This window comes from Paenibacillus sp. FSL R5-0744, assembly GCF_037972555.1.
GTDB lineage: Bacteria > Bacillota > Bacilli > Paenibacillales > Paenibacillaceae > Paenibacillus_AQ.
Window position 1 is genome coordinate 2,487,240 of record NZ_CP150228.1, and the last position, 18,397, is coordinate 2,505,636.

Below are 18,397 nucleotides of genomic sequence, written 5' to 3' on the forward strand. Positions count from 1 at the left end.
GCTTTTATAGCGCAGAATTAAAGATAGTTAAAGGGGCAAGGAAATAAGATCGAAAGGGTATTACGGGGATTGTTTGGGGATAGAGAAGGGGGATGTGGAATAGTGTCTGCATTTTTCAAAAGCTTAAATAAGGATAAAGTACTGTGGTTTATGGTATTACCAGGGACAATATGGTTCCTAATCTTTTGTTACTTACCGATGTTCGGAACCATTATTGCATTTAAGGATTTCAAGATTCATCGGGACGGATTCTTTGCAAGCGTTTTAAATAGTAAGTGGGTTGGCCTTGAAAATTTCAACTTTTTGTTCTCGACAGAGGACGCCTATATTATTACAAGAAATACGATACTGTATAACGTGGCGTTGATCTCTCTCGGTTTAGTTCTTGCGGTGGGCATTGCAATCACCTTGAACGAACTTGTGAACAAACGGATGGCCAAAGTTTATCAAACGGCGATGTTTATGCCTTATTTTCTTTCTTGGGTTATTATTAGCTTCTTTACATTCAGCTTCCTAAGTGTAGATAAAGGGATCTTGAATCAAGTGATTGTTTACTTCGGAGGCGATCCTGTTTCCTGGTATGGTGATACTCGCTTTTGGCCATATATCCTAATTTTCATGGGAATTTGGAAATCAATTGGTTATTCAAGTGTTGTTTACTTAGCGGCTATAGCGGGTATCGACAAGTCCTACTATGAAGCGGCAATGATTGATGGGGCCAGCAAATGGCAGCAAATTAAGTTTATTACACTTCCTTTGCTTAAGCCTTTAATGGTAACGCTAACTATTCTAGCGATTGGTGGTATTTTTAGATCTGACTTCGGTCTATTCTATCAAATACCTCGGGATTCCGGTGTTCTATACTCCGTAACGAATGTTATCGATACTTATATCTATCGAAGCATGAGTACGACAGGAAACCTAGGGATGAGTACAGCAGCGGGTCTATATCAATCGATCGTTGGATTTATCATGGTAATTGTAACGAATTCTATTGTGAAAAAGATCAGCAAAGAAAACGCGATATTCTAGGAAGGAGTCAATTGACGTTATGGAAGTATTCAAACGTAAGCCGAAAGAAGTCGACAACAACGCCATTACTCCTTTTTGGAATGTGGTACTCAATATTGTGATTGGAGTTTTCGCCTTTACCTGTGTGTTTCCGTTCTTGTTTGTCATAGCCATTTCTTTTACAGATGAGAAAGTACTCGCTTTAAATGGATTTAGCTTAATTCCAGAAAAATTTAGTATGGCGGCGTATCAGTTTATTTTTAACACAGGTGATCAGTTATTTCGTTCCTTTGGAGTTACCTTACTTGTTACTGTACTAGGTACGCTCATTAGCTTATTTCTAATTACAACTTACGCCTATGTTCTTTCTCGAAGATCATTTCGCTATCGTAATTTTTTCAGCTTCTTCGCCTTCTTCACGATGTTATTCTCAGGCGGAATGGTTCCAAACTATATTGTGGCCACACAGTTTTTACATTTGTACAACACGATATGGGCTTTAATATTGCCAATAGCGATGAATGCCTTTTTCATCCTAGTGATGCGGACCTTCTTCCAGACTTCAGTGCCTGATGCACTCATTGAGGCAGCCAAAATCGACGGTTCAGGGGAGTTTCGGACATTCCTGCAAATTGTACTTCCGATCTCATTACCGGGGATTGCAACCATTGGATTGTTCTGTACGCTGGGCTATTGGAATGATTGGTTTAATGCGCTGCTGTATATAGATGATGCGAGTCTTGTACCGCTCCAAGCGATGCTGATGCGAATTCAGAATAATATGGAGTTTGTTATCCAGAACAGCATGCAGATGGGATCAAGCTTTGAGATTGCTGCGACATTGCCGACAGAAACCGTTCGTATGGCGATGGTTGTACTGGCGACCTTGCCTATAGCACTAGCGTATCCCTTCTTCCAAAAGTATTTTGTAAAAGGCTTAACTGTGGGCTCTTTAAAAGAGTAACACTACTAAGATGTATTTATTCGAATCGCTAGAACAGGAGTCGATATAAATAAAGAGTTAATTAAACTAAAGGGGGAAAATAGAAATGAAAGTGAAAAAAAGTTTAACGCTCGCTCTTGCTGGAACAATGCTTTTCTCTGGCCTTCTTGCTGGATGTGGTTCGAATAATAATACAAATGCTGCTAAAGAAACAAACAATTCAGCGACAGCAGGGAATTCAGCAGGGAGTACATCGGAATTAAAGCCATATGAGCTGAAGATGTATTTAATTGGTGGACCTCAAAAGGATTTGGATCTTGTATTAAAAGAAGTTAATAAATATACCCAAGAAAAAATTAATGCGACGTTGAACATTACGATGTTCGATTGGGGTGATTACGATAAGAAGATGCAAGTCATTACCGCTTCTGGTGAGCCTTATGACATTGCCTTTACCTCTTCTTGGACAAATGATTTCCGCCGTAATGCAGCTAACGGTACCTTCTTGGGTCTGAACGATCTGCTAGATAAGTATGGAAAGGAAACGAAAGAAGTTTTGGACCCACGTTTCTTAGAAGGAACTAAGATTAAAGGTGAGATCTATGGTGTTCCTGTAAATAAGGAGCTTGGACAGCAATGGGTATGGCGCTTCAATAAGAAATATGTTGATAAATACAACATGGACATTTCCAACATTCGTACATTGGATGATCTAGAGCCACTTCTTAAAACGATTAAAGAGAATGAGCCTGCGGATATTACACCGCTAGCTGTTCCTAAAGGCTTTAAACCATTCATGCCATTTGACTATGTACTAGGTGATGAGTTACCTATCGGGGTCTATATGGATTCCACAGATGGCAAGGTTGTTAATATTCTGGAGACACCTGAACTTGCAACATCGTTAGATACGATGCGCAGACTTTACACAGCAGGTTACTTACGCCCAGACGTTGCAACACTTGAAGGTATTGATAACATTAAGACAGGTAAATGGTTTGCCGATCGCGAAATTACACAGCCTTATGCAGAAAAAGGTTGGTCTCGTTCAGCAGGTTATGAAATTGTAACTTCGCCTATGCATGAGCCTTATGTGTATACACAGTCCGCTGCAGGCTCGATGCACGCTATTTCCGTAACCTCAGGTGATCCTGAACGGGCTATGATGTTCTTGAATCTTTTGAATACAGATAAGTACTTACGCAATTTACTCAACTATGGTATCGAAGGCACTCATTATAAGAAAATTTCCGAGAATGTCATTGAAGATCTGCCAGCTATGCAAGATAGCTATGCAATGCCAGGCTTCACGCTTGGAAATATGTTACTGACTTATCTGCATGCTGATGACCCTGCTGATAAATGGGATGCTTTCAAGAAGTTTAATGATTCGTCAAAAGAAGCCCCTACCTTCGGTTTTGCATTTGATCCTACACCTGTAAAAACAGAAGTAGCGGCCATCAACAACGTAACTAAAGAATTTATGCCAGCGCTATACACAGGTTCTGTTGATCCTAAAACATATCTGCCAAAAGCAACTAAGAAATTTAAAGAAGCTGGACTGGAAAAAGTCATTGCTGAAGTTCAAAAGCAGCTTGATGAGTGGAACCAGACAAAGAAATAAGCTTTGAACGTAACAAAACGCCTACGATTAATCTAAAGGTAACGCAAATAGGATTAGTGGAGACGGGCAGCTATGCTGCCCGTCTCTCTATCTATACTCATTTTTATCAAGAGGAGTGGGAATATGGAACAATTCAGACTGCCAACCATCTCAATGCCGAAGCTTCCGCTTCCACAAGCGATTCAAGAAGTATTGAACGAAGCAGAGGAAAAGTTAGCTCATCGGCCTAAACTATTGCAGCTTTTCAAGAACTGCTTTCCGAATACACTTGAGACTACGACTAAGCTCATGGATGATGGAACAACATTCATCATTACTGGTGATATCCCAGCTTCCTGGTTGCGAGATTCTGTGGAGCAGGTTATGCACTATGTGCCATTTGCGAAGAATGATCCGGATCTTCAACGTATCATTAGCGGTTTAATTAAACGACATATTCAGTATATACATATTGATCCGTATGCCAATGCGTTTAACGAAACAGCGAATGACTGGCATTGGAGCACTAGCGATATTACGGAAATGTCCCCTTGGGTGTGGGAACGTAAATTCGAGATCGATTCTCTCTGTTTTTCTATGCGTCTGGCTTATGCCTATTGGAAAGAAACGGGGAAAACTGATATATTCGACGCCGGATTTAAGGCAGCAATGGTCAAAATATACAACTTATTTAGAACAGAGCAACGCCATGCTGAATTATCTCCTTACCGCTTTACGCGTAATAATGGGATTCCTGAAGATACGTTACGCAACAACGGCCTTGGTATGCCTGTAAATTACACGGGTATGGTCTGGTCCGGGTTCCGATCAAGCGATGATGCTTGCGACTTCCATTACAATATCCCGGGGAATATGTTCGCCGTTGTTGCATTACGTCATATGCAGGAATTTGCAGAATGGGTATTCCGTGATCTTGAATTTCTAAAAGAGCTTAAAGCATTAGAAGCGGACATTGATCATGGAATCAAGCTGTATGGTATTTATCGTCATCCGAAATTTGGGCCAATCTACGCCTATGAGACCGACGGCTACGGCAACTACTGCTTGATGGATGATGCGGGAACACCGGGACTCATGTCGATTCCTTATCTCGGCTATGTTACAGCAGATGATGAGATTTATCAGAATACACGCCGATTTGCGCTGAGCAAGGAGAATCCTTTTTACTTTGAAGGAACAGCAGCGAAAGGGATTGGCAGTCCACATACTCCGAAAGATTATATCTGGCATATGGCATTGTCTATGCAAGGTTTGACGGCTTCCACGAAGGAAGAGAAGCTGGACATGCTTGCGATGTTAGAGGCAACGGATGCGGGGACTGGTTTTATGCATGAAGGATTTCATGTCGATGACCCGAATATATTCACTAGAAAATGGTTTGCCTGGTCCAATAGTCTGTTCTCCCAACTAGTCTACAAAACTATGAAGGAAGGACTACTATGAGCAGACCTGTAATCATATTCTATGATTCTGATTTCCCAATTTCCAATTCGATTCCTAGTGACGCGATTAAATCCATGCGTGAGTTCGGTATGATCGTGAATGCGAATCAGCTTGCAGCAACGCTTAAGGAAACCGAAGGTGGATGTTTCATTAATCTGCATGCACCCTATTTCCCAAAAGCGGCATGGATAGACATTCTTGGATATTTGCAAAGAGGTGGTGGACTGATCAGCATTGGAGGTGCCCCCTTCAAACAACCCGTTCGCTGGAAAAATGAACAATGGCATGTGGAAGCGGAACAGACCTCTTATCATCAAGAGCTGTCTATTCATGAGGTACTGCGTGTTGATTGTTCTCGCAACCAGTCCTTGCTTGCATCAGATGTCATTCCTCTGCTTAAGGGGCAAGAAGCTCTTTTTATAGCGAGTGAAAAGACATGGAACCTTGTGCCACATACGACGAAGACGAGTGATTTACCCCATCAAATGGGGTCAGCAGGTCCGATGAGCACACGGATTTACCCGCTTTTGAAGGGAATTACGCATGAGGGGCGGGAAACTGCTGCTCCAGTAGTTCTTTGGGAGAATACGATTGGTTTATTTGCAGGCTCACGCTGGCTGTTCGTAAATACGGCTGCAACGGCTTCTTTATGGAAGGAAAAAGGGCTGTCCGCGATGTCTGAGTGGGTTCGTTTCTGTAGTAAGGGTGTAACGGAAATGTGGGTTAAGCCAAATTACGCGTCATATGAGTCAGGAGAACGGGCTTCTCTGACACTTCAGATTCAGCAGCTTGAGCGGGTAAAACCTTCTTTGCGAAATGAAGAAAAATGGAAGTTTACAATGCATGTTGAGCATGAATCCGATCCCGCCTTCCGTTGGTCCCATAGTTTGGAGATGAAGGCTAATGCTGAGCTTAACATCGTTCGGGTGCCTATTCCTCTGGAAATTAGGAGTGGTCTGTTCCAAGTGGTCTGCGAAGCGGAAGCCAGTGATGGTGAGGTCCGCATTCTACGTCAAGGGTTCTGGGGGCATGCCCCTGAACTTCTGGCAGCAGGTGAACCGGTAACGAGTGGAAGAGATTATTTCATAAAAGATGGGCGTCCGCTACCTGTTGTGGGGATGACTTATATGACGAGTGATGTGGCACGAAAATTTCTATTTCTGCCGAACGTTGGGGTATGGGATCGCGATATGGGTCAAATGCGGAAGGCAGGGATTAACTGGATCCGAACAGGAATCTGGACTGCTTATCGTAACGTGATGCAAGACGATGGTCATGTTTCAGAAGAGGTACTGCGAGCGATTGATGCCTTTATCATGACGGCGAAGAAGCATGATCTTCAGGTGACTTTCACGTTCTTCTCCTTCACACCGGAAACGTGGGGTGGGGTAAATCCTTATTTGGACCCACAAAGTGTTGAGGCTCAGAAGCGGTTCATTCGTTCTATTGTATCTCGTCATAAAGCGTCTTCGAATGTAGATTGGGATCTTATTAATGAACCGTCGATGTTTGATCCGGCACGGATTTTCTCGGATGGTCCGAGTTCATGTCATGATCGCTTCGAGCAACAAGCTTTCATAGAATGGCTTCGACATAGACATGGGGAAATCGAAGTACTACAGGAACGTTGGAATATGACACCCGCACAGCTTCCGGACTTTGCATCGGCAGGGCTGCCAGAAGCGAAAGAGATGAACTTCGATGTACAGGATATGCACATTGCTAAAAGAGGGACGCGTTGGCTTGATTATTGCTTGTTCTCCATGGATATGCATAACCGGTGGGTGAGGCAGTTATATGACACCATTAAGGAGCAATGTCCAGATCAGATGGTTACGGTTGGGCAGGATGAAGGGCTAGGGGCGCAGCGACCTTCACCGTTCTTCTACGAGGAGACGGTGGATTACACCACTGTTCATTCCTGGTGGTTTAATGATTATCTGGTGTGGGATGGCATCTTTGCCAAGACGCCTAATAAGCCAAACCTAATTCAAGAGACTGGCGTCATGTATGTAGAAACTCCTGATGGACGAGCCAAACGTTCGGAGCTAGAGCTGCGAAATCTACTCGAACGCAAATATGCCTATGCGTTTGGAACTGCTGGTGCGGGGGCCATACACTGGATTTGGAATACGAACTTCTATATGGATAATGCGAATGAGTCCCATATCGGAGCATTGAGAGCAGATGGAACCGAAAAGCCAGAGGCGGATGTCTCTTATGACTTTGGGAAATATATAGAAGGCATTCGTGACGTATTTGGAGATCGAAAACTGGAAGAGATCGCTGTGGTGTTTCCGTATTCGAATGATTTCTCTAACCGGAAGCTGGCTTTCGCTGCTACAACAGAGCTTACCCGTATTCTTTCATATGATCTAAAGATGCCTTTTAGAGGGGCTTCGGAATACCACCTAGATGATTTGGAGAACCATCCTGTGAAGCTTATTATACTGCCAAGCGCGCATAACTTCGATGATGCAGCGATGGAAAGGTTGTTACACATCGTTGAAGAGACAGGTGCGGTATTGCTTGCTACAGGCCCGCTCGACATTGATGCTTACTGGCGTTCTTCAGAGCGCTTAAGTGATATTCTTGGCAAGCGTGTATTGCGTAATGTGCGCCGTGAAGAAGTTCTTAGCCTTCAAGGCCAAGAACTCCCCGTCTCCTTCGGTCACCGGCGGATTGCTGAGGTATCGAAGGAAACGATGATTCACGAATCCGGCGGAAGCGGAAGCTCTACTATAGACTCAGTCATAAACATCCCGCTTGGCAAGGGTCGACTCCTATGGAGTCCACTGCCCGTTGAATTGAGCGACCGAAGTGATACTACATCTGCACTGTATCGCTACGCGCTCCATGCTGCTCATGTGGAGTGTGACTTGGAGTGGATTAGCGGAGGGGACTTAGTAGGTATCTACGGACGGAAATTGAGCTTTGCTACAGGAGCGCTCTTCACCTTCGTATCGGAATATGCTCAGGATGCGAAAATCGAGGTGAAGGATTCAGCCACTGGCCGAACCTACGCGTTCTTGTTGGAACAGGAACGTTCAGTCCTGTTTGCTACGGACTATAAAGGTGATCTTCTTGGCGTGTATCGCCAGCAGGAAGTCGAAATTCATATAACTTATCCACATCTACTACATTAAGCATCTTAGTAGAGAGTACGTATTGCATATAAGGAGGTCTTCACATTGGATCGTTCAGATAAATCTATTAAACCTCAGACTGCCCATATTATTTCTCATACTCACTGGGACCGGGAATGGTATCTTCCATATGAGAAGCATCATGTACGCCTGATTAAACTGGTCGATGAATTGCTGGATCGATTGGATGAGGATGGTGAATTTAAGAGTTTTTATCTTGACGGACAGACAATCATTCTGGAAGATTATCTTCAAGTTCGCCCCGAGAATCAAGATCGTCTACAAAAACATATTACGGAAGGTCGTCTACTGATTGGACCTTGGTATATTCTTCAAGATGCTTTCCTTACCAGCGGAGAGGCAAATGTACGTAATATGCAGATTGGTCATCAGGATTCGAAGCGTTACGGTGAACCTTCTAAGATCGGTTATTTTCCGGACACCTTTGGTCTAGTGGGTCAGACTCCACAATTAATGAAGCAATCAGGCATCAATAATGCCTTTTTTGGAAGAGGTGTAAAACCGACTGGATTCAACAATACAGTATCGGACGGTGGATATGAATCTTCGTTCTCCGAGCTGATATGGGAAGGTCCGGATGGATCGAAAGTGCTTGGAATTCTATTTGCGAATTGGTATTCGAATGGAAACGAAGTGCCAGTGAATGAAGCAGAGGCAAAAGAGTTCTGGGAGAAGAAGTTAGCAGATGCTCGGAAATTTGCCTCCACAGGCGAGCTACTATTCATGAACGGCTGCGATCATCAACCAGCTCAACTGGATTTGCCGGAGGCTATTGAAACTGCGAAGCGGTTATATCCAGATATGGAGTTTATCCATTCCAACTTCCCTGATTACCTTAAGGCTGTAGAGGATGTAATGGATCACAACAATTTGTCGACCGTAAAGGGCGAACTGCGGAGCCAACACACTGACGGATGGGGGACGTTAGTGAATACCGCATCTGCTCGTGTCTATTTGAAACAGATGAATCAGGAAGGGCAAGTCTTGCTTGAAAAGGTAGCTGAGCCACTCGCTTCATTCGCACATGTATTGGGCAAAGATTACCCTCATCATCTGTTCACCTATGCCTGGAAGACGCTAATGCAGAATCACCCTCACGACAGCATTTGTGGCTGCAGCGTGGATGAGGTACATCGCGAAATGGTAACCCGGTTTGATAAAAGCCGTCATGTAGCAGAGACCATTGTTGATGATAGTAAGCGCATGATCGCTGAAGCTGTGGATACGTCCGGTTTTGCAGCATTTGGTGAAGAAGTGCTTCCGTTAGTAGTCATGAATATGACAGGGTGGAGACGCACGGGTACAGTGAGCATAGAAATTGATGCGGCACGTCTATATTTGAGAGAGGGTTTCTCTCTAGAAGAAACGGCCAGCCGTATGAAAGATATTGACTTAAACGGTCGTGAATTAGTAGACGATCAAGGGAATGCCATTACATGCCAGATGGAGGATTTGGGTCTTCAGTTTGGTTATGATTTGCCTGACGATAAATTCCGCCAGCCCTATATGTGCCGCCGAGTAAGACTTACCTTTGAAGCTGTGCAAGTTCCGCCGCTGGGTCTTAGTGCATATGCGTGGGTTCGTCGTGCTAACGCAGGGTTGCCTATAGCTCCTGAATCTTTGCTTCAAGGGGATCGGGTGTTGGAGAATGAGGCCATCAAAGTAGTGATCCATGATAATGGTTCATTTACGCTAAGTGACAAAGCCAGTGGCATGACCTACCGGGATCTTGGTGTGTATGAGAACACAGGTGATATCGGGAATGAATACATGTATAAACAGCCAGAGGGTGAACAAGCTTTAACGACCAAGGGACTACAGGCGAATATTTGCGTTCTGGAAAATACACCTTATCGAGCATCTGTGGAAATTAAGCATGACTGGGAGATTCCAGCCTCAGCAGATAATAAGCTGGACGAGGAACAGCGTGCTCTTGTGTACTACCCGGAGCGGAAAGCGCAGCGCAGTAGTGACACAGTCATTCTTAAACTTCGTACCGTAATTAGCTTGGAGCGGGGCGGGAAGGGGCTGCATATCGAAACTACGATAGACAATAAAGCCAAAGATCACCGGATTCGTGCACTATTTCCGACAGAGTTGAACACCGCCACACATCATGTGGATTCGATGTTTGAGGTTGCGGAGCGGAATATTGAGCCAGCTACAGAATGGATGAATCCGAGTAACACGCAGCATCAGCAGGCCTTTGTTGATATCAGTAATGAAACAGCCGGTCTAACCGTCGCTAACTTTGGATTAAATGAATATGAAGTGTTAAGAGATGGTCGTAACACCATTGCGATTACACTACTCCGTAGCGTGGGTGAATTGGGAGACTGGGGTTTGTTCCCAACTCCAGAAGCGCAATGTCTCGGAGAGCACGTTGTACGTATGGAGCTTATCCCACACACAGGAGATGGTATAACCTCAGGTGCTTTTGCTGAAGCTTATCAATTCCAGATTCCTTGGGTCGTATGTCAGACTGATGTACATGAAGGAGCGATTGCTCCGGTGTATACTCCATTCGAATGGGAGAGTCAGGAGCTCGCATTTTCCTCTCTAAAAATGAACGAGCAGACTGGAGACCTACTGCTTCGCTGGTACAACATGAGTCAGCAGAGTACCGACCTGACCATCCGTTCAACGATACCGCAGCAGTATTTCTATAAGACGTCGATCCTGGAAGAGGAGAGCCACCCACTCTCTAGCGAAGAGAAAGGTAGATCGGCCTTACAGATCGGTCCATGCGAAATTGTAACGATTGGTATTCGGAGATAGTATTAACTTATTTTTTTCTTATAATTTAACAAAAGGACGATAACCAAAAGTCATTCGACTCTTTGGTTATCGTCCTTTTAAGTTTATAACTATGAGCTTTAAGAAGAAGACTTACTACGCGTTGGGGAACTGATATGATCAATCTGCTCGTCTAGAACGGTGCTGGCTTTGCCTAAAAATTGTGAAATGAGGGCCAGTTCTTCATCCGTATAGGAAGCAGCCAATTTAACCATAGCGGTATGAAGTGGCATGTACGTGTCAATGACATCTTCTTTATTTTCATACAACGGGACAATAATTACTTTACGGCGATCATTAGGGTCATTTTGTCTGCGAACGTATCCGTTTTTTTCGAGACGATCTATTAATGCAGTAACGCTACCTGTGGCAAGTCCAGTTAGTTTGGACAGCTCTCCAGCGGTAATGGGGCCTTTTTCACGCAGGATATCCACAGACAAAAAATCATTATTGTATAACCCAAGAGAGGCGGCTACGTTTTGCTGGTATACCACCGTTCGGGTTCCCAGACCACGCATGAGTAAGGTAAATTGTTCTTGCTCTGGTGTAGGTTGTGCTTGTTCATGGCTTGACAAAGGATAACGCCCCTTTTAAAATCTTTATATCTCGTTAATCGAGATATTTGATTATGAAGTTATTTTAAAATGTGTTATTTTACAAATACATTCTATCGAATTAAGCATACTTTTGCAAAAAAAGTAGTATGACAGCATTCGTAAATGGTTATGGATAAGAGATATATCTATGTGTGATTGCTTTAATTGAGAGGGGAATCATTGTGAAAGAAGCTATTGTTATTAAAGGTGCACGAGAGAACAATCTGAAGAATGTCTCGCTCACGATTCCTAAGTATAAGCTTGTTGTTCTGACGGGACCTTCGGGATCAGGAAAATCGACGTTAGCTATGGATACACTTCAGCGGGAATGCCAAAGACAGTATTTAGATTCCATGGGCATGACTTCAGATACGATCAGTAAACCAAAGGTCGAGTCCATTGTTGGACTGTCTCCATCCATTAGCGTTGGACAGCATGTTACGAATCGTAATCCACGCTCGACAGTAGGGACTGTAACTGACATCTATACCTTTGTCAGGTTTATTTTTTCTAGATTAGGGGAGCGGATTTGCCCTTCTTGCAATGGTAGCATACCACCTTCTTTTGAAGCGAGGGGGCTACTAATAGAAGAAGACGAGGAAATGGAAGGTCAGTCGATGGGCTGTCCGCATTGCGGAGCTGAGCTTGAAAAACTTGGCATGTCACATTTTTCCTTCAATAAGCCGGAAGGGGCTTGTGAAGCTTGTGGTGGACTTGGGTCTGTGGCGACTATAAATGAAGCAGCGGTATTTAATCCAGAGCTTAGCATGAAAGAGGGGGGAGTAGCTTCTCTGAATGGCGTTCATCGGGATATACAGATGCGGATATTAGTAGCGGCGGGAAAACATTTTGGATTTGTGTTTGACCCGGATCAACCGTTGAAGGATTACGGTGAGATTCAGCGTGATTTGCTCTACTACGGTGTGGAGAGTGAAGCTTTTAAACGCCATTTCCCTAATATTAAGCCAATCCAAGGGACGAAGTTTGAAGGTGTTATACCCGGTTTGTGGCGGCGGTATAAGGAGAAGGAAGGAGAGGCTGGTGCGCAGGAGAAAGATGGCGGATTTTTTCATGAGCAGCAATGCCCGGAATGCCTAGGAGCTCGCCTGAAAAAAGAAGTTCGTCTAGTTCGAGTAGCTGACGCATCGATCATAGATGTATCCGACTGGTCGCTTAGTGAGGTATATGAGTGGACGAAAGGACTGGAGGCGGCACTGCCTGCCGAAGGTCTACATCTACTTGAACCGATCCTTCATGATATGCCTACTAGACTAAAGCGGATTATCGATGTTGGCCTAGGTTATCTTTCCATGAACCGGCAGACAGTCTCTTTATCTGGCGGGGAAGCACAGCGCCTGCGTCTAGCATCACTGCTGGGTTCAGGTTTGACCGGTGTGTTATACATTCTGGATGAACCGACGACGGGACTTCATCCTCGGGATACAGTTGGCCTTATTCGTGTGCTTCAGGAGCTGCGTGATCTGGGGAATACCGTGCTCGTTATTGAACATGATATTGAGATGATGCGTGCTGCGGATCATATTATTGATATGGGTCCGGGTGCTGGATTGCATGGTGGAATCGTTGTTGGTGAAGGTAGTTTAGAAGATTTGATGGCAAGCGAGCTTTCGGTTACAGGAGCTTATCTCAGAGAAGAGCGTCTCGAAGTTCCCACACGTATTCGCCGAAAAGGGAACGGAAAGCAGATCACTATCCGGCAGGCACAGTACCGGAATATTGATATTCAAGAAGTCTCCATTCCACTTGGTTGTCTTGTATCTGTAACAGGGGTTTCGGGTTCGGGTAAGTCCACGCTTATATTTGATATCCTTGCGCAAGGAAGCTCTAATGGTCATGAACAAACAGGCTGTAAGGAGATTACGGGTTTAGGTGAAGTCGGGAGCATTGTGATCTTTGACCAATCACCCATGGGTAGAATGCAGCGTTCTAATGTAGCGACCTATACCGATGTATTTACACATCTGCGTCAGTTATTTGCGGCTTTGCCAGAGGAGAAGAAAAGAAAACTGACCTCCAAGCATTTCTCCTTTAACACACCGGGGGGACGGTGCGAAACCTGTCAGGGACTTGGTGTATTGTCCGTAGACATGAACTTTCTGCCTGATCTAGAAGTAAAGTGTCACGCCTGCAAAGGAAGACGGTTTACGGATGAGGTCTTACAGGTGAAGTATGATGGCTTCTCTATCTCAGATCTGTTGGACATGTCTATACAGGAAAGCTTGCCGATTCTTAAGTCGGAGGCCAAAATGGCCGGTATTATTGAGACGTTATGTGAGGTGGGTCTTGGATACCTTAAATGGGGACAATCTGTCAAAACCTTATCAGGCGGCGAGGGACAACGGATCAGGCTGGCCAAAGAGCTGAGCAAGCCATCTAAAAATCATACGCTCTATTTGCTCGATGAACCAACGACAGGTCTACATCCTTCAGACATCAAGCAACTTCATACCTTATTGAGCAAATTGGTAGATACGGGAAATACGGTTGTTGTTGTGGAGCACAGCTTAGAACTGATTCGGGAGTCTGACTGGGTGATCGACATTGGCCCTGAAGGGGGCACAGTTGGAGGTAAGCTTGTAGCTGAAGGCACACCGGAGCAGGTCGCTGAAGTACAGGAATCTTATACAGGGATGTTCTTGAAACGGATTCTGGCTGAGGGCTTTAATCCACTTTAAATCAGATATCCATTTGGAAAAAAGAGAGTGCCCCGAAGCCATACAATTCATGGCTTCGGGGCACTTCTTAGTGTGTTCCGGCGTATTCACCAAGCCTAGCATTGAGCGGCAGAAGACGAAGTATCTAAACCTCCAAGAAAAATGAATTGAATTTATTGCTGTCGTCATAGTAACATTAGGTTAAGCGCTTAACTTATGTGAAGGGAGGATGCAAAGACTCCAATCCACTTAATATTTATAATGAGGTTAATGCCATGAAAACGACCACGATATATGATGTTGCCAGGGAAGCGGGCGTATCAATTGCTACCGTCTCTAATGCGATTAACGGTAAAGGAAAAGTAAGCAACAAGAAGCGAGATGAAATCCTTGAGGTGATGAAGCGGCTGCAATATCAGCCCAGTGTCATTGCTTCGGCACTAATGGGGAAGAAGACCTATACCATTGGTCTTCTTATTCCAGATGTCTCGAATCCCTTTTTTTCCGAGATAGCTAGAACCGTAGAGGATCTGGCTCACTCCGAGGGGTATAGTGTTATTGTGTGCAGCACAGATAACAAAGATGAACGCGTAGAGAAATACATTCGGCTGTTGGAGCAAAAAAATGTTGACGGTATTCTGATCGGAACAGGTGTGGGAAATGCGGATATCTTGGCGCTTCATGTAGAGAAATCCTTCCCCATAGTTATGATCGCTCGGGAGACCGTAGGCATAGCTGTTCACCGTGTATTGAACGATGACTTCAAAGGAGGCACTATTGCCGCAGAACATTTGCTTGAAAAAGGTCATCGCAAGATGGCAGTTTTGTCCGAGGATTTCAATGTAAGCAGCAGCTTTGAGCGGGTCAGGGGTTTCCGCTTTGGATTATTTGAGGCTGGCATTTCACTGGACCCGAAGAATATCTTCGCGTGTGAGTCGAATATCAAAGACGGGAAACGGGTAGCATCCGAGATTCTCCGCGGCGCGGAGCGTCCGACAGCATTATTCTGTTGCAACGACTTGCTTGCCATCGGCGCACTCCAGGCTGCGAAGGAAGAGGGAATATCTGTACCGGAACAGCTCTCTATCATTGGTTTTGACGATACCATTCTGTCAACCGTGACGAATCCAACGTTAACAACTATTGCTCAACCGATGAATCAGATGGTGAAGATGGCATTTGATTTGCTGATCGGCAGTCTGGATCATACAGATGATATCAAGCAAAGAATTGTATTGCAGCCTGAACTGGTGATCCGAGAATCCACAGGCAACTCACCCATTAAATAAAGAGGACGGTTATTGAGAACATGGACGAGAAAAGGTTAATTATCTTTTTTGACAGCGGAGATACCATTGTTGATGAATCGACTGAAATTAGGGATGAAGAAGGAATCGTACGGAGTGCGGATCTGATTCCGGGAGCAGATATCACGATTCAAACCCTGCATGAGAGAGGATACACGCTTGCTCTGGTTGCAGACGGTGATGCGCAATCCTTCAAAAATGTATTTAAGCAGCATGGACTAAACGATTATTTCAGCGCCATGATTATTTCCGAGAATATCAAAGCAGTCAAGCCAAGCCCGCGCATGTTCAAGGCAGCTATTGGTGCGCTTGATTTGTCTGAAGCGGATTTCTCCCGTACCGTTATGATTGGCAACAATCTTAGCCGTGACATGAAAGGGGCCAATGCGCTAGGCATCACCAGCATTTTTCAGAGCTGGACGCCCCGTTATTCCCATGAGCCGGCAGATGAGTCTGAGCGTCCGACGTATACAGTTAGTGAGCCGCTGCAATTGCTAGAGTTGATTGAGAGGCTGAACGCTGAGCTCAAGTAAGCTGGAGGTCGTTCATTATGCTATTTTTTCATATTTAAATACAAAAAGAGAAACCCAAGGTCATGAGAATGACTGGGTTTCTCATCTTTTTAATCAATCTGCAAGAGTTACAAAGCAATCTTATGATCTAGCAGCTTAATAATCTAGAAGCCGTCCATGATCATGCCATTGACCGTACATTTTATTTTCTTTAGTGTTTGTTATAAATTTATCTAATTTACGCTTAAATAATTCTGGTTGATGTGTATTGCTTTGTATCGTGTCGATCCTGACTCTTTTATAAAGAGCGGGAAGGGTTATGAAGTTCTCATATACCTGCTGCTCCTCTTTTAACCTTTGTTCTATAACCCTATCGACTTTAAAAGAAGCGAGGTTCATATCCGGAAGTACCTTTCTTCCTTCGTCACTCATTAACCCCAGTTTATCGAGGCGGCGGACACGTTCTTTATTTAATTCTGTCCAAGAGCTTCGTTTGCTTCTGGGAGACAGTCGCTGCGCCAGCTCCGTTTCAGAAACTTTCTTTTTCACTCCATCGATCCATCCAAAGCACAAACATTCCTCAACCACATCCAAATAAAGCAATGTTTCTGGGTTTGGCGTCATACTTACGAGTACCCAACAAGATTTTTCAGTCTTACAATTTTCCTGAAGCCAAGCTCTTAAATCTTCTCTCGATTTCACTGTAATTAGATTTTCAATCTGCATAAATTAAATAGCTTCCGCAGACATCTGATACCAAAAAAGGGAATAGTCATTCATGGTGGAAGCGTGTCCTAACTGACGTAACATAGTAGATATATTACCTCTATGATAAGTCCCGTGATTGGCGGCATGAAGCACAATTTCTGATAGGCGTGTTTGCCGGATTCCAGCGAATGGGTTATCAAGTAGAATAGTCTGCTCCAAATCGGTTTGGTTTTGTATCCATTCTTTGTATTGTTCAGATAGCTGGGCAAAAAGATTAGCATATTCATCAACCGAATTTAGAATGCTCATATTTAGCGGGATACTTTTTTGAAAAGCCTCAGGCATACCAGTGCCTGTTAAAACCAGATACCACATCGTATCCACCGCATAGATATGGCTAAGGGCATGAGCGATGGTGGGAAAAGAGCTATTCACTTCTTGATTTAGCACAGAGGGAGAGAGTTCCTTGATTCTTCCCAAGATCGTTTGGTTCGCCCAAATGTGGTAATTAAACATTTCTACTGGATGATTGGTCATTGTATGATCTCCTTTTGAATTGTGATAGATTATTTTGTAGCTGTTGTTAATATAAAAGAAGAAGTATGACAGCAGACTGTCATACTTCTTCATAAAGATTTAGGGTATTTTGCAGCTGCTTTTTTAAGATACCTCGCAGTGCAAGAGGCTCGAGGACTTCAGCGCCGCTGCCGAAACTTAGCAGAATTGACCATAGCCAGCGGGCTTCCAATGGTTTATACACAGGAATTCGCATCGTCATGCTCTCATCGGTATGAAATTCCTTATCCACCTGGTGAAATTGATCCAGCGCTTCTGCCAAAGCCTCAGGTCCCACCCGGATTACGACTTCCTCAACCTGATCGGCCCTGTTTGAACAACCGGCCTCTATGGGTACCTCATGTTGGGAATGAAAGGTATTCTGTGTCAGAAGCAAATTCATCATCCGGGATAGCCGGAACTCTCGATAATCCTGTCGTTCCTGGCAATAACCATAGATGTACCAGTTGCTATATTTAAAATGAAGCTTTACTGGTTCCATATTACGGGCTGTGCGTTCGTTTTTTACATTGATGTAATCAAAACGGACGATATTTCGTTCCGTAATAGCCGTACGTAAAAGAGAAAGTGCATCGGGATCCATACGACGAGTTTCAAAATCCACCGCTAGACTAGAAGTCTGTTGTTCTGTTCCAATCGTTTGCAGCCGTTCAATGGTTCCTTGCGCTTGCTCGTCTTCAAACACGGAAGAGAGACTGTTCAGCACGGTAATCAAAGAAGTGACATCATACGAACGGAGAAGACTTTTATCCATTTTATATCCGTCCATGATGCCATATCCGCCTTTAGTTCCCTGATACGATACGACCGGGATGCCTGCGGCACAAATGACATCGATATCCCTATAGATAGTTCTCTGGGAAACCTGAAACTCTTCAGCCAGCTTGGAGGCAGATAAAACTTCGTGGTTCAACAGCTTGTAGATCATAGAAATCAAACGTTCCAATTTCATTTGTGTATTCCCACCCATTAGTCCATATCGTGTTACTGCATGATTATAGCATAGATTTTTCATGCTAATTTGGCGCTTACAGAGAAA

13 protein-coding genes are annotated in these 18,397 nt (G+C 44.2%); 9 read left to right on the forward strand and 4 right to left on the reverse strand.

Translation table 11 applies throughout. The features are described 5' to 3' along the window. Positions 1-102 precede the first annotated feature (102 nt). From MKY19_RS10660 to MKY19_RS10685, 6 genes are all read left to right on the forward strand, one after another. A complete protein-coding gene (locus MKY19_RS10660; protein ID WP_231573424.1) occupies positions 103-1,032 on the forward strand; it encodes an ABC transporter permease subunit in 930 nt (309 codons plus the stop codon). Positions 1,033-1,051: 19 nt separating this feature from the next. Then, positions 1,052-1,975 carry a carbohydrate ABC transporter permease gene (locus tag MKY19_RS10665; protein WP_076283087.1) on the forward strand — a complete coding sequence of 308 codons (924 nt, stop codon included), beginning with the start codon at positions 1,052-1,054 and terminating at the stop codon, positions 1,973-1,975. Between the two features lie 85 nt (positions 1,976-2,060). Next, positions 2,061-3,578, forward strand: coding sequence for an ABC transporter substrate-binding protein (locus MKY19_RS10670; protein WP_339802592.1), 1,518 nt, complete (start codon positions 2,061-2,063; stop codon positions 3,576-3,578). Between the two features lie 123 nt (positions 3,579-3,701). Then, on the forward strand, positions 3,702-5,021 hold the full coding sequence (locus MKY19_RS10675; RefSeq protein ID WP_339802595.1) for a glycoside hydrolase family 125 protein: 1,320 nt from the start codon (positions 3,702-3,704) through the stop codon (positions 5,019-5,021). Further along, complete coding sequence (locus MKY19_RS10680; RefSeq protein ID WP_339802598.1) at positions 5,018-8,167, forward strand: beta-galactosidase; 3,150 nt, start codon at positions 5,018-5,020, stop codon at positions 8,165-8,167. Before MKY19_RS10675 ends, MKY19_RS10680 begins: the two co-directional genes overlap by 4 nt. A 45-nt stretch (positions 8,168-8,212) precedes the next feature. Further along, a complete protein-coding gene (locus tag MKY19_RS10685) occupies positions 8,213-10,966 on the forward strand; it encodes an alpha-mannosidase (RefSeq protein WP_339802601.1) in 2,754 nt (917 codons plus the stop codon). 98 nt (positions 10,967-11,064) lie between these two features. Here MKY19_RS10685 and MKY19_RS10690 read toward each other — a convergent pair whose 3' ends face one another. Beyond that, positions 11,065-11,502: a MarR family transcriptional regulator gene (locus tag MKY19_RS10690; protein WP_076283391.1), complete on the reverse strand. Its 438-nt coding sequence runs from the start codon at positions 11,500-11,502 to the stop codon at positions 11,065-11,067. Positions 11,503-11,762: 260 nt separating this feature from the next. Here MKY19_RS10690 and uvrA point away from each other — a divergent pair, with 260 nt between their 5' ends. From uvrA to MKY19_RS10705, 3 genes are all read left to right on the forward strand, one after another. Continuing rightward, positions 11,763-14,276, forward strand: coding sequence for an excinuclease ABC subunit UvrA (uvrA, locus tag MKY19_RS10695; protein ID WP_339802604.1), 2,514 nt, complete (start codon positions 11,763-11,765; stop codon positions 14,274-14,276). A 254-nt stretch (positions 14,277-14,530) separates the two neighbouring features. Continuing rightward, on the forward strand, positions 14,531-15,544 hold the full coding sequence (locus tag MKY19_RS10700) for a LacI family DNA-binding transcriptional regulator (protein WP_339802607.1): 1,014 nt from the start codon (positions 14,531-14,533) through the stop codon (positions 15,542-15,544). A gap of 20 nt (positions 15,545-15,564) precedes the next feature. Beyond that, positions 15,565-16,095, forward strand: a complete 531-nt coding sequence (locus MKY19_RS10705; protein ID WP_076283074.1) for an HAD family hydrolase — start codon at positions 15,565-15,567, stop codon at positions 16,093-16,095. A gap of 135 nt (positions 16,096-16,230) precedes the next feature. Here the strand turns inward: MKY19_RS10705 and MKY19_RS10710 are convergent, their stop codons facing one another. The 3 genes from MKY19_RS10710 to MKY19_RS10720 form a co-directional block, all read right to left on the reverse strand. Beyond that, on the reverse strand, positions 16,231-16,800 hold the full coding sequence (locus tag MKY19_RS10710; protein ID WP_339802610.1) for a YdeI/OmpD-associated family protein: 570 nt from the start codon (positions 16,798-16,800) through the stop codon (positions 16,231-16,233). A gap of 3 nt (positions 16,801-16,803) precedes the next feature. Continuing rightward, positions 16,804-17,319: a DinB family protein gene (locus tag MKY19_RS10715; protein ID WP_339802613.1), complete on the reverse strand. Its 516-nt coding sequence runs from the start codon at positions 17,317-17,319 to the stop codon at positions 16,804-16,806. Positions 17,320-17,398: 79 nt separating this feature from the next. After that, positions 17,399-18,310, reverse strand: a complete 912-nt coding sequence (locus MKY19_RS10720) for a YafY family protein (RefSeq protein ID WP_339802616.1) — start codon at positions 18,308-18,310, stop codon at positions 17,399-17,401. Positions 18,311-18,397 lie beyond the last annotated feature (87 nt).